This is a genomic window from Pedobacter sp. AC212, from assembly GCF_979258625.1.
Genome location: NZ_OZ409870.1, coordinates 5,287,183 through 5,300,195 on the forward strand (window position 1 = coordinate 5,287,183; position 13,013 = coordinate 5,300,195).

At 38.6% G+C, this 13,013-nt stretch carries 11 protein-coding genes; 5 read left to right on the plus strand and 6 right to left on the minus strand.

What is annotated here, in order from left to right:
• Positions 1-139: 139 nt before the first annotated feature.
• The 6 genes from ACZZZC_RS22895 to ACZZZC_RS22920 all read right to left on the minus strand — a co-directional run bounded on the left by ACZZZC_RS22895 (position 140) and on the right by ACZZZC_RS22920 (position 5,767).
• On the minus strand, positions 140-1,270 hold the full coding sequence (locus ACZZZC_RS22895; protein WP_463488197.1) for an aspartate aminotransferase family protein: 1,131 nt from the start codon (positions 1,268-1,270) through the stop codon (positions 140-142).
• A gap of 97 nt (positions 1,271-1,367) precedes the next feature.
• Positions 1,368-1,724 (minus strand): four helix bundle protein, encoded by a 357-nt coding sequence (locus tag ACZZZC_RS22900; protein WP_463484175.1) that lies wholly within the window; start codon positions 1,722-1,724, stop codon positions 1,368-1,370.
• A gap of 77 nt (positions 1,725-1,801) precedes the next feature.
• Entirely contained in the window at positions 1,802-2,809 is a 1,008-nt protein-coding gene (gene argC, locus ACZZZC_RS22905) for an N-acetyl-gamma-glutamyl-phosphate reductase (RefSeq protein WP_463484176.1), read from the minus strand.
• A gap of 151 nt (positions 2,810-2,960) precedes the next feature.
• Entirely contained in the window at positions 2,961-4,157 is a 1,197-nt protein-coding gene (gene argG / locus ACZZZC_RS22910) for an argininosuccinate synthase (RefSeq protein WP_463484177.1), read from the minus strand.
• Entirely contained in the window at positions 4,157-4,858 is a 702-nt protein-coding gene (locus tag ACZZZC_RS22915) for an N-acetyltransferase (protein WP_056851082.1), read from the minus strand. Before ACZZZC_RS22915 ends, argG begins: the two co-directional genes overlap by 1 nt.
• Before the next feature lie 360 nt (positions 4,859-5,218).
• Positions 5,219-5,767, minus strand: a complete 549-nt coding sequence (locus tag ACZZZC_RS22920; protein ID WP_463484178.1) for a hypothetical protein — start codon at positions 5,765-5,767, stop codon at positions 5,219-5,221.
• 309 nt (positions 5,768-6,076) lie between these two features.
• On the opposite strand from ACZZZC_RS22920, the gene ACZZZC_RS22925 reads away from it, so the two are divergent.
• The 5 genes from ACZZZC_RS22925 to ACZZZC_RS22945 all read left to right on the plus strand — a co-directional run bounded on the left by ACZZZC_RS22925 (position 6,077) and on the right by ACZZZC_RS22945 (position 12,935).
• Complete coding sequence (locus ACZZZC_RS22925; protein ID WP_463488198.1) at positions 6,077-6,784, plus strand: DUF4397 domain-containing protein; 708 nt, start codon at positions 6,077-6,079, stop codon at positions 6,782-6,784.
• A 223-nt stretch (positions 6,785-7,007) separates the two neighbouring features.
• The gene (locus tag ACZZZC_RS22930; protein WP_463484180.1) at positions 7,008-9,431 is read left to right on the plus strand and encodes a TonB-dependent siderophore receptor; all 2,424 of its coding nucleotides are present in this window, start codon (positions 7,008-7,010) and stop codon (positions 9,429-9,431) included.
• 9 nt (positions 9,432-9,440) lie between these two features.
• Positions 9,441-10,601 carry a PepSY-associated TM helix domain-containing protein gene (locus ACZZZC_RS22935; protein WP_463488199.1) on the plus strand — a complete coding sequence of 387 codons (1,161 nt, stop codon included), beginning with the start codon at positions 9,441-9,443 and terminating at the stop codon, positions 10,599-10,601.
• A gap of 18 nt (positions 10,602-10,619) precedes the next feature.
• Positions 10,620-11,540: a DUF6607 family protein gene (locus ACZZZC_RS22940; protein ID WP_463488200.1), complete on the plus strand. Its 921-nt coding sequence runs from the start codon at positions 10,620-10,622 to the stop codon at positions 11,538-11,540.
• 255 nt (positions 11,541-11,795) lie between these two features.
• A complete protein-coding gene (locus ACZZZC_RS22945) occupies positions 11,796-12,935 on the plus strand; it encodes a M28 family metallopeptidase (protein WP_463488201.1) in 1,140 nt (379 codons plus the stop codon).
• Positions 12,936-13,013: the final 78 nt, after the last annotated feature.

Below are 13,013 nucleotides of genomic sequence, written 5' to 3' on the forward strand. Positions count from 1 at the left end.
CGTTTCAGCAATTCGATCAGCATTGCTTTAACCTCGTTTGTTATTTTGTTGTCATTGCGAGGTACGAAGCAATCTTAAAGCAATTGCTAAGTATTTCTAGCGTTGTAAGATTGCTTCGTGCCTCGCAATGACGAGTGTATTATTTTACTAACTCACCAAAAGCCGCCAAAAATTCGTCAGCATTTTCTTTTGTTAAATTCAAAGCTGGCAACAAACGAATTACGTTTGGTTTGGCCTCGCCGGTGAAAATATGATGTGTAAATAATAATTCTTTTTTAACGTGAGCTAATTCTTCTGGTAATTCAATTCCTATCATCAACCCACGGCCACGAACTTCTACAACTTGCTCGAATTTCTTCAATTCGGTAATTAAATAGTTTCCAATCTCCTCAGCATTTTTCATTAGACGATCTCTTTCCATCACTTCTAAAACGGCTAAAGCTGCAGCGCAAGCCAGGTGATTGCCCCCAAAAGTGGTTCCTAATTCTCCATGCCAAGGTTTGAATTTCGGCGCAATGGAAATTCCTGCCACTGGAAATCCGTTACCCATTCCTTTCGCCATCGTGTAAACATCTGCTTCAACGCCCGAATAATCATGCGAATAAAACAACCCTGTTCTACCATAACCGCACTGAACTGAATCGGCAATGTAAACCGCATTGTACTCATCGCAAAGAGAACGGATTTTCTGTAGGAAACTTTTTGAGGCTTCTTTGATTCCGCCAACACCTTGAATACCCTCAATAATGACAGCCGAGATTTCATCGCCTTGCGATTTAAAAGCTTCTTCAAGTGCAACCTCATTATTAAAGGGCAAAAAGATTACATTCTCGGTTTGATTAACAGGCGCTACAATTTTCGGATTATCCGTAACTGCCACTGCCAAAGAGGTACGTCCATGAAAAGCGCCAGTAAAAGCAATTACGTTTTTTCTGCCATTGTAAAATGAGGCCAGTTTTAGCGCATTTTCATTGGCTTCTGCACCAGAATTAACCAAAAATAATTGGAAATCTTTTTTGCCAGAAACCTGGCCTAATTTCTCAGCCAATTGCGTTTGCAAAGGGATTTTAACTGAATTAGAGTAAAAACCAACTTTGTTCAATTGATCAGTTAAGCGACTTACATAATGCGGATTGGTATGTCCAATTGAAATCACTGCGTGACCTCCGTATAAATCTAAATATTTTTGTTCGTGAGCATCCCAAACATTGCTGCCAGATGCTTTTGTGATTTCTATATCGTTAAGTGGGTATACGTCGAATAAGTTCATTTTTTTAAAGGTTAAAGACCAAAGACTAAAGACTAAAGCTTCCCGCAATATTTTATATAGCTGCAAGCCTAATCAATAGTTTTTAATCCATGGGTTATTATGGTCGCAAATGTTTAATTAAGCCGATTAACATAGCTTTAACTTCGCCAGCCATTTTACAAATTTCTAAATATTTGCTTTCTTCCAGATATTCTAAATCTTTAGCAAGAAAACAAGCATATTCCATTTCTTGAACTGAGCCTAATGCATTATCAAGAAAGTGAGCGAAATCTTTTTCTGTACGCCGACCTGCTCCCTCAACTATGTTTAGGGGGACAGAATAAGCCGCTCTTTTTACTTGACTATGCAAATCATACTTTTCATGAGCGGGAAATGCAGGTAAAATAACTTTGTAAACATGCAAAACCATCAAATGTGATTTCTTCCAAACGTCTAATTTTTGATAGTCTCTCATTTTTGAACTTACAATAATTAATCTATCTAATAGCAATACGCTATCTTCGCTTTAGTCTTTGGTCTTTCAGCTTTGGTCTAAAAATAAGCTGCCTTTAAGCGCAAACCACTATTTTCTTCCAAGCCAAACATTAAATTCATATTTTGAACTGCTTGTCCGCTGGCACCTTTCAACAGGTTATCGATAATGCTGATAATGAATAATTTATTACCGTGTTTTTCGATGTGAACCAGCGCCTTGTTGGTATTTACAACCTGCTTTAAATCTATATTTTGCCGACTTACATGAGTAAATGGATGAGCACTATAATATTCTTCGTAGATAGTTTGAGCTTCTTCCAAAGTCAAATCACTTTCTAAATACATGGAGGCTAAAATCCCTCTGGAAAAAGCACCACGTTGTGGGATAAAATTTAAAGCTTCAGAAATTAAAGGCTGAAGCTGTGTTAAACTTTCTCCAATCTCATTTAAGTGCTGATGTTCAAATGCTTTATAAATGGAAAGATTATTATTTCTCCAGCTAAAATGAGAAGTAGTTGATAAGCTTTGTCCAGCACCTGTTGAACCAGTTGTCGCATTGATGTGAACTTCGCTTTTGATTGAACCTTTTGCAGCCAAAGGCAATAAACCTAATTGGATACAAGTTGCAAAACAACCTGGATTGGCAATATTTTTCGCTGATTTAATTTGATCACTATTTAACTCTGGAAGACCGTAAATGAAGTCTTTAGTCTGAAGTCCTGAGTCTGGAGTCGAAAAACTAGCGTTTGCTGAAAGTCTGAAGTCCTGAGATAAATCGATGATTTTAATGCTATCGTTAATCGGGTTAGCTGCTAAAAACTTTTTCGCATCGCCGTGACCAACGCAAAGGAAAAGTACATCAATATCCTGCGGAATATCGCTTACAAATTTTAAATCAGTATCGCCGATTAAGTCAGTATGTACATCCGAAATTAAATTCCCTGCATTACTGGTACTATTTACGAAAGCGATTTCAACATTTGGATGATTGACCAAGATACGGAGCATTTCGCCACCTGTGTATCCTGCACCACCAATTATTCCTGCTTTTATTTTACTACTCATAGTCTATATAACTTTAATCCTTCGACAAGCTACCGATGTAAATCCGATAGCTATCGGATCAGCACAATTCAAGATGACAAAATTAAGGAGATTGCTTCGTCGTGCCTCCTCGCAATGACGAGAAGCGAGGAAACCTTACGTCTTCAACCTTTTAGCCCTCTACCTCATTATTTACTTTATGCCAAATCATTACCTGGTTACCGAAGATTTTGGAGAAACCTTTAACATCTTCGCCGCTCCAGGCATTGTTCATTTCGCCGTAGCTACCAAACTTGTTGCTCATTAAATCATGGTTCGATTCAATACCGATAATTTGGAAACGATAGGGTAATAATTCTATAAATACTTTCCCACTTACTACTTTTTGAGTATCTGCTAAAAAAGCCTCAATATTCCGCATAATTGGGTCGTGGAATTGACCTTCATGCAACCAGTTACCATAAAAAGAAGATAATTGCTCTTTCCAGGTTAACTGCCATTTCGTTAACGTGTGTTTTTCTAGAGTATGGTGTGCTTTAATAATTAAAACAGGTGCCGCAGCTTCAAAACCCACACGGCCTTTAATGCCGATAATGGTATCACCAACATGGATATCGCGGCCAATACCGTAAGGTTGCGCAATAGCTTGTAATTTTTGAATCGCTCTAACAGGCTCCAAAGTTTCGCCATCAATAGCAACAAGCTCCCCTTTCTCAAAGGTTAATTCCAGTCTACGCGATTCTGTTTCACTCACCTGGGTTGGCCATGCGCTTTCTGGTAAAGTTTCGTTTGAGGTTAAAGTTTCTTTCCCGCCTACTGAAGTTCCCCACAAACCTTTGTTAATTGAATATTGTGCTTTTGCTGCACTATATTCAACTCCATGTTCAGCCAGGTATTCTATTTCCGCTTCGCGGGATAATTTCAAATCTCTGATTGGCGTAATGATTTCAACCTCTGGAATTAAGATATTAAAAATCATATCGAAACGCACCTGATCGTTTCCGGCACCAGTACTTCCATGAGCGACATAATCAGCTCCGATTTTTTTAACGTAGTTCGCAATTGCCGTTGCCTGACTCACACGTTCAGCACTTACAGAAAGTGGGTAAGTAGCATTTTTTAATACGTTTCCGAAGATTAAATATTTGATGCAATCGTTATAATAACTTTCCGTTTCATCTACCACAGCATGAGATTTCACGCCTAAAGCATAAGCTCTTTTCTCTATTTCCTGTAATTCTTCATCAGAAAAACCACCAGTATTTACAATTACCGAGTGAACTTCCAAGTCGCGATCTTGAGCGAGATATATACAACAAAATGAGGTATCTAAACCTCCGCTAAAAGCTAAAACTACTTTTTTCTTCATTACTTATTAAATAACAGGGTAAATAAAAACATCAATACTTTGAAGCCAGATTTTGGCTTAGGTTTAACAACTAAACGTTGCTTGATGCGCATAAAACGCTCATATAATTTGGGTTTCTTCTGTAATTCTTCGGCGAATTTCTTTGCCGCATCGTGCTTTTGCGTAGCAGGATCGTAAAGCATGGCAGTACACATGCAGTTTTTACGTTCCTTCATTTTCAAAATCTCGAAGTTTACACAGCTTTGGCAGCCTTTCCAAAATTCCTCATCCTGGGTTAATTCAGAATAAGTAACTGGTTCGTAACCCAAATCTGAATTGATTTTCATTACAGCCAAACCAGTGGTTAAACCAAAAATCTTTGCTTTAGGGTATAAAGCTCTCGATAATTCGAAAACCTTCTCTTTGATGGCGTGTGCTAAACCTGCTTTTCTAAATTCGGGAGATACAATTAGGCCAGAGTTAGCCACAAATTGACCATGACTCCAGGTTTCGATATAGCAAAAGCCAGCCCATGTACCATCTTTATGGAATGCAATAACAGCTTTGCCCTCTTGCATTTTATTGGCAACGTAGTCAGGAGAACGTTTTGCAATGCCTGTACCACGTGCTTTAGCAGATTCGGCCATCTCGGTTACGATTTGTTCTGCAAATACACGATGTTCAGGAAGTGCGACCTGCACTATAAATTCGTTAATATCCATTCGTTTTCTAACGAAAAATTATAAGTATTCTTGTTAATTGGGTTTTTAGAGAGGATCAATTCCTCGTTACGTTTAGTGGAGTACTAAATACGTGGAGTGAAATTTTGCCGGCTTGTGGGATAATAAAATACGGGCTGAAAACGATTAATAAATAAACTTTCACCAGCAACCAGGTGGGCTGTGAAACTAGAAAGTTTATGTAAAAATTGTTTAATCATTTCTTGCGTATTAAAACGGCTTTAACTCTATTGAGGTGCAAAGGTTTAAATAATAATTGAGTTCCACAATATTTTTTAACTTTTTTACATTTTTTTACTAATCAGCAGAAACAAAAAATCCCGAAGATTCGGGATTTTAATTTTATTCTTTCATAATGCCTACTGAAACTCTTGTTCCATCTAAGAAGAAGTTGAGCTTTGAGGGATTCGCATTTGCGGGCACCTGAAACTTCCATACCGCTTCGGTTGAAGCTTCGGCATCTGGTTCGGTACTTCCACTTTCTTTACTTCCCGGAATCGATGTGCCATTGTCAAGTTGTAATCTCGCATCAGATGCTGGAATTGAAAAATACTTTTTGGCATCGAGAGTACTCTTGTTAGTTACCAATAGCTTTACAGTAAGCTCTGCCCCGGTCGATTTTCCTTCTGCATCTTGCAAATTAACAGCACTTGCCTCCACAACTTTAACAAGCGCTTCTTTCGCCTTTCCTAAAACTGCAGTATCTGGCGAAACGGTGTAAGCAATCGTTTCAGGACCGTTTTCTGCTTTATCACCATGCTTAATAATGGTTTCGCTTTTGGTGATGGTTGTGTCTGCATCAGCAGCCTTATCTTTTGAAGTACCGCCACACGACGAAAGCGCAATCGTTCCTAAGGAGATTAGCGCAAATTTTGAGATGTTTTTAATCATTGTTTTAATATTTGATGGTTAGACGAAATTATAATCGCAATAAGTATTTAATGTTAAGATTATTAAATGGTTAAATAAACTTTAGATGAACAACCACATCGATTTTTTGTTTTCGAGGAATTTAATATCAAAACCTATTTTTCACAAAAATTAACATTGTTAAAATCTATAGGGAAAGTTTAACAAGCATTAACACCATTTAACAACCACAGAAGCCATTAACTTCAATCTTTGCATTGGCTGTAGCGAATTGGTCTTCGATGCCGTTTAAATAGTAATCGTTTATATAATTTAAAACCTTAAAAATTGATGAAAACATTTTCCCTATCCTCATTCAGAACATTAGCCTTCGCTTCCGTTATTTTTCTATTGATTTTAACAACATTTAGTGCTTGCAAAAAAGAAGAAACAGCCAGCTCCGTGAGTTATATTCGGGTAGTTAACGCAGCACCAACTTTAGCCACCTACTATCCTTTTTTAAATAGTGCATCAGTAAGTTCCTCAGCATTACCCTTTGGTGGATCCACTGCTTTCGGACCGGTATCGGCTGGCGTTAGCAATTTAAAATTTACAACTGAAAACAATGCCGAAAGTGTACTAACCAAAAGTTTTTCGCTTACTGCCAGCACCTACAACAGTTTTTATTTAATTAACAAACCAGGTTCATTAGATGGTTTGTTGATCACTGACGATTTAAGCATACCATCTGCAGATAAAGCTTATGTCCGTTTCATTAATTTATCGCCTGATTCACCAGCACTCGACCTCGCTAAAACCGGCGAAACTACGATGTTAACCAGCAATAAAACTTACAAAACTACAAGTGGATTTATAGCAGTTTCTCCAGGCACCTTTACTTTCGATGCAAAGGAAACTGCAACTGGTAAAACGAAAGTTGTTTCAGAAAATACAACTTTAGTGGCTGGTTACCATTATGATATTATTTGTGGCGGTTTAGCAAGTCCGGCAAACGATACTGAGCGCTCACTTAATTTATTCGTATTAACCATTAAGTAAAGATTTTTACCCAAAAACCATCGTTCAAAGGATTGTCGGCTAGCTGACAGTCCTTTTTTATTTTTGTATGATGCGCTAGTTAACTTACTTCAGATCAAAAAACTAGTCCCTACTAAATGTTAAAACTCGCAATCCTTATTTAGAATTGTTCAAAATAATTTGGAAAATAAATTTTTGTGCTGTTATTTTGCGGCTGTTTAGAATTAATCCAAATAAATTTAAGATGCGCAAAATTGAACTTTTCGTTTTAACGTTTTTACTCGCTACACTCTCACTAACATCCTACGCTCAACAATTTGGTACTATTAAAGGTCTCGTAACCACTTCAAATGGTAAACCTGCAGCCTATATTTCAGTCGGACTTACAGGCAAAGGACAAGGAACAATTACCGACGAAAGCGGAAAATATACTATAAACCGCGTAAAGGCGGGCAGTTACACTATTAAAGCTTCCGCAATTGGCATTACCCCTGCCCAAAAAACAGTGAATGTTGTAGCCGGAGAAACTGTTTCAGTTGATTTTTCTTTGCAGGAAAATGATCAGGCCCTGGAAGAGGTAACGATTGCCGGCATCAACAAAAAATATAAGATAAGTTTACCCTCCGCTACTTTAAGGCTAAATGAGCCTTTGCTGGAAGCTCCTCAAAACATCCAGGTGGTGAGTAATCAAGCCATAAAAGATCAGCAGCTGATTAGCATGAGTGATGGGGTATTAAGGAATGTTAGTGGCGCTGTACGTTTAGAGCATTGGGGCGATTTATACACCAACATTACTATGCGTGGCTCACAAATTCAAGCCATGCGTAATGGGTTTAATATTGTTTCTTCCTATTGGGGTCCATTAACTGAAGACATGAGTTTTGTCGATCACATTGAGTTTGTTAAAGGTCCTGCTGGTTTTATGCTGGGCAACGGAGATCCGAGTGGATTGTATAATGTGGTGACCAAAAAGCCTACAGGTTTAAATCAGGGTGAAGTTTCGTTTACAGCCGGTAGCTACGATTTGTTTAGAACAACGGTTGATTTAGACCATAAACTTACCTCTGATGGCAAATTTTTATTCAGGTTAAATGCGGCTGCACAAAGCAAAGGTTCTTTCAGACCTTACGAAGAAAACAACCGCTTCAGTTTTGCCCCGGTTCTAAGCTATCAAATTACACCAAGCACTAAATTAACAGCAGAATATACTTTGCAGAACGCAAAAATGACTGAAGTAGGTTCATATTATCTATTTAGCACTACAGGTTATGCAACTTTACCTAGAGATTTTACGCTCACTCAACCTGGCGTACAGCCCACCCGCATCAATGATCAAAGCTTAACGCTAAACTTACAACAACAATTGGGTCAGAACTGGAAATTAACAGCACAAGCTGCTTATTATAAATACTTACAAATGGGCTCTAGCTCCTGGCCATCAGCAGTATATCCTAACGGAACATTGATAAGAAATGTAGGAATCTGGGATGCATCAAGCTCAATGAAACTGGCCCAGGTATTTGTAAACGGAACAGTGAAAACCGGAGGTATCGTTCATAGAATTCTTGCAGGCTTCGATGGAGGGAAGAAGGGATACATGGCAGATTTCGGTCAGTCACATGATTTAGACCTTCCAGGATCGCCATTCAGTCTGGCAAATCCTAATTATGGGTTTCCATCAAATGGATATCCGAATTTCGACAGAAACACCAGTCTTGAGCAAAGAGCAATAGCTGGCGGAGGTTTAATTGATCAAAAATATTTGAGCGGTTACGTTCAGGATGAGTTGGGTTTCTGGGAAAATAGAATTCGTTTAACACTTGCTGGTCGTTATACTTATGTAAGTCAATCAGCCTGGGGTGCTGCGCCAGATAAAGCCAAACATGTTACGCCAAGAGTGGGTTTAAGTGTTTCGGTTGATAAAAACACTTCCGTTTATGCCGTTTATGACGAGGCTTTTACGCCGCAATCTGGTTTGTTGCGTGATGGGTCTACACCAAAACCAATCACAGGAAACAACAAAGAAATCGGGATTAAAAAAGATTGGCTTGATGGCCGTTGGAATACTACGCTATCTGCATACCGCATTACCAAGCAAAACGAACTTGCTGCCGATCCCTTTAACCAGGCAGGAGAAAACTATAGTATTGTTGTTGGCGAAAAACAAGCCCAAGGGATTGAATTTGATGTTCGCGGAGAGATAACAAAAGGATTAAACCTGATTGCGAATTATGCTTATACCGATGGTAAAGTAACCGAGGTAGCCGAAGGCGCTGTAACGGATGTTCTTTTCGTAGGCCAAGTTGTACCGGGCTTTGCAAAACATACTGCTAACGCCTGGTTAACTTATACTTTACAAAATGGAGCATTAAAAGGTTTCGGGATCTCGGGAGGATTTACCTACCTGGCCGATCGGGCTACCGCAAATTTTAGTCCTACCAATCCTGAGCAAAACCTACCAGATTATTTCAAATTGGATGGAGGTTTATTCTGGGGAAACAGGAAGTTGAAAATCAACGCCAATGTTTTCAACATTCTTGATAAATATTTGTACAGCGGCTCCTACTACACGGGTTACTGGAATGCGCCAGATTATAATCAGCCAGCTTATTCATGGCAAGCCGAAGCACCAAGAAATTTCAGAGTTAGCGTAGCCTATAAATTTTAATCAGCATACATGTCTGAAAAGAAAAAAAACAAAACATTTAAATATTGGGTGGGAAGAATACACTTATGGCTCGGATTAATTTCCGGGCTGTTTGTTTGTTTCCTTGGAATTACCGGCTGCATTTTAGCCTTTGAAAAAGAAATTGAAAATGTTACCCAACCCTATCGCAATTTGGAGGTTCAAAACAAACCCTTACTTCCACCTACCGCATTAAAAAAGATTGCAGATCAAGCCCTGCCAAACAAGCATGCCCACAGCATTACTTATCAACCTGGCAAAAGTGCACAAGTTGTTTACTATAATTTTGATCCGGAATACTATTATATCGTTTTCGTAAACCAGTACACGGGCGAAGTAATTAAAGTTAAAAACATGAACGACGATTTTTTCAGAATCGTGATCATGGGGCATTATTATTTATGGCTGCCACCAGAAATTGGCCAGCCGGTACTTACTACAGCTACCTTAATGTTTGTGGTTCTATTGTTTTCTGGGTTGATATTGTGGTGGCCAAAAAATAAAGCGGCTTCAAAACAACGTTTTACCATCAAATGGAATGCAAAATGGCGTCGGGTTAATTATGACTTTCATAACGTGTTGGGCTTTTACATCACCTGGATTATCATTTTTATTGCACTTTCGGGGATGGTGATGGGCTTCCAATGGTTTGCCAAATCGGTTTACTTTGTAAGCTCGGGCGGCAAAAGGCTCAATCAGTTCGAAGAAACCTATTCTGATACCACTCGAAATACGAAGCTGCAGCTAAATGCTTCAGCCGCTGATCAACTTTGGAAATCTTACCTGGATGCCGATCCAAAATTTAACGGAAGTCTTGATGTACATGTTCCCGAAAACGAAAAAGCATCAATCGAAATAGCAAAAAACCCCGACCCAGAGACCTATTGGAAAGCTGACTACAGCTATTTTGATCAGCATACCTTGAAAGAGATTGAAGTGAAACATGTTTTCGGAAAGTTAAAAAACGCAACTGTCGCCGATAAAATCATGCGGATGAATTATGACATCCACGTAGGTTCAATAGCGGGATTACCTGGAAAAATCATTGCATTTTTCGCCAGCTTAATTGCAGCAAGTATGCCAATTACAGGTGTTCTCATCTGGATTGGAAGAAACAAGAAAAAGAAAAAATCTACCCCTGCAGCTCAATAAACGATAACAACTTAAACTATGAAAATTTTAAACCTCCTTCTTGTACTAACCGTATTTTTTACCTCTAGCGCTAATGCTCAAGATAAATTGGATCAAGATAGAAAAGCCATCAAATCATTGGCCGGCTTTTACAAAGTAAACTTCAATTATGGGGAAGTTACCTCACCCGATCCAAATTATACCTTCAGCAAGCCATACAGAAGCCATGGAAATGAATGGGCTGAAGTGATTGTTGATGAGCCTAAAAAGATCGTCATTCAGCACATGTTGGCGATTAACGATTCGACAGTAATTAAACACTGGCGCCAGGATTGGACTTACGAAGACCCTGAAATTATGCTTTATACTCAAGATAATGCATGGAAGAAGGTTACATTAAATCCTGCTAACATTAAGGGAAAATGGACGCAAAAAGTTTATCAGGTTGATGATAGTCCGCGTTACCAGGGTTACGGAACCTGGAGCCATGTTGGCGGTCGCGATGCCTGGCAAAGTGAAACCGATTCTCCACTTCCCAGAAGAGAATCTACCGTACGTAAAGATTACAATGTTTTAAACCGCGGCAGCAGAATTACCATTACCAAAGAGGGTTGGATGTTTGAGCAAGACAATAAAAAAGTTGTTAGAACACCCCAGGGTGATAAACTCATTGCTGTTGAAAAGGGTTATGAAGAATTTACAAAAATAGATCCGGCTAAATTTGCCTATGCGCAAAAATGGTGGGATAGCCAAAAAACATATTGGGCAGATGTACGCGACGTTTGGGCAGATTTAGAAAAAATTTCTACCACCGATTTCAAAGTTCAAACCAATGTAAATGGCAAATTGCTTTATGAAACGTTATTTAATTTAGGCGATCAATCCATTAAAGAAAAATGGACTGCCAGTCAGAATAAGGAGAAAATAAAAACAGCCTTGCAACCCTATTTAGTTAAGTAGAGTTTGGGTTTTTTGGTGTGAGTAGAAACGTCGCGTGTTTAACGCTCGTCATGCTGAATTTATTTCAGCATCTTTCCTCCTAAGCCGCTTTGCTATTAAGACCCTGAAACAAGTTCAAGGTGACGATCGTTCATGCTTTAGTTTATCTTCATCAAATATTAATGGTTGGTTGCTTTTTGCAGCCAACCATTTTTTTTTCATAGTTTTAAACCGCTAAAATTAGTAGACCAGTTTTGCTAACCTAATTATATTCAAGTGAAAAAAATCATTCTCATTATCATCCTTTTTTCAACCTTGAAATGTTTTGCTCAAGATTCTGCCTACACCCGAAAAATGGTGAATAAACTTACTGCAAAAGAATTTTGGGGCAGAGGTTACACAAAAGACGGAATGAAAAAGGCTGCAGATTTCATTGCTGAAGAATATAACAAGCTGGGTTTAATTCCCTTCGGGACAAGTTACAAACAGGATTTTAATTTCCCGGTTAACACATTCCCTGGAAAAATGACGGTAGAAGTTGATGGGAAAAAATTAATTCCAGGCAAAGATTTCATCGTCAATAACGAAAGCCCAACGGTTAAGCTAAAAGCAGCCTTAAAGCAAATTGATAGTTTAAATTTTCAGGCAAGCCCAATATTAAAAGTTTCGTTGAAAGATAAACTCACCTGGTCTGTAGCTACTGAAGTTGGTGAGACGACACAAATCCAAATCAATAAAAAAGCTTTGAATACTAGCCCGAAGCGGATAAATGTTGATATCGAAAACAGATTTATTACCAACTTCCAGGCTTCTAATGTTTGCGGGTTGGTTAAAGGCACCAAATACCCAGATTCTATTTTAATGATTACCGCTCATTACGATCACTTGGGTGGCATGGGTATAAACACATATTTTCCGGGAGCAAATGATAACGCTGCCGGTGTTGCCACACTTTTAAGTTTGGCGAAATTCTATGCTGCAAATCCTCAGCCTTACTCCATCGGTTTTATTTGTTTCGCAGCCGAAGAGGCAGGCTTATTAGGCTCAAAATATTTTACAGAAAATCCACTTTTGCCGCTGAATAAAATTAAATTCCTTATTAATCTCGATTTAGTGGGCACAGGCGAGGCTGGGATGACAGTAGTTAATGCGTCAGTTTATCCAAAGGCATTTTCCTTATTAAAGGAAATCAATGATCAGCATCAATATATTTCAAAAATAAATTCGAGAGGCAAGGCGGCAAATAGTGATCATTATTTTTTCTCCGAAAAAGGGGTTCCTGCCTTTTTTATCTATACTCAAGGTGGGCCTTCTGCCTATCACGATGTGTTTGATCAAGCCGATACTTTACCATTAACTGAGTATAATGATCTTTTTAAATTGCTGGTCAACTTCAATAAAAAGTTAATGAAATAGCTTCATTTCTGGGATGAATTACCTCAAATTTTATATCAACGCCATCCAGCTGCTGACGAATTGTTGATTAAGCTTTAA

What these genes read in the sequence shown, in the direction of transcription:
- ACZZZC_RS22940 (WP_463488200.1), top strand. Translation starts at nt 10,620, where the DNA reads ATGAAAATTTTAAACCTCCTTCTTGTACTAACCGTATTTTTTACCTCT.
- ACZZZC_RS22930 (WP_463484180.1), top strand. Translation starts at nt 7,008, where the DNA reads ATGCGCAAAATTGAACTTTTCGTTTTAACGTTTTTACTCGCTACACTC.
- argG (WP_463484177.1), bottom strand. Translation starts at nt 4,157, where the DNA reads ATGAAGAAAAAAGTAGTTTTAGCTTTTAGCGGAGGTTTAGATACCTCA.
- ACZZZC_RS22935 (WP_463488199.1), top strand. Translation starts at nt 9,441, where the DNA reads ATGTCTGAAAAGAAAAAAAACAAAACATTTAAATATTGGGTGGGAAGA.
- ACZZZC_RS22920 (WP_463484178.1), bottom strand. Translation starts at nt 5,767, where the DNA reads ATGATTAAAAACATCTCAAAATTTGCGCTAATCTCCTTAGGAACGATT.
- ACZZZC_RS22915 (WP_056851082.1), bottom strand. Translation starts at nt 4,858, where the DNA reads ATGGATATTAACGAATTTATAGTGCAGGTCGCACTTCCTGAACATCGT.
- ACZZZC_RS22925 (WP_463488198.1), top strand. Translation starts at nt 6,077, where the DNA reads ATGAAAACATTTTCCCTATCCTCATTCAGAACATTAGCCTTCGCTTCC.
- argC (WP_463484176.1), bottom strand. Translation starts at nt 2,809, where the DNA reads ATGAGTAGTAAAATAAAAGCAGGAATAATTGGTGGTGCAGGATACACA.
- ACZZZC_RS22900 (WP_463484175.1), bottom strand. Translation starts at nt 1,724, where the DNA reads ATGAGAGACTATCAAAAATTAGACGTTTGGAAGAAATCACATTTGATG.
- ACZZZC_RS22895 (WP_463488197.1), bottom strand. Translation starts at nt 1,270, where the DNA reads ATGAACTTATTCGACGTATACCCACTTAACGATATAGAAATCACAAAA.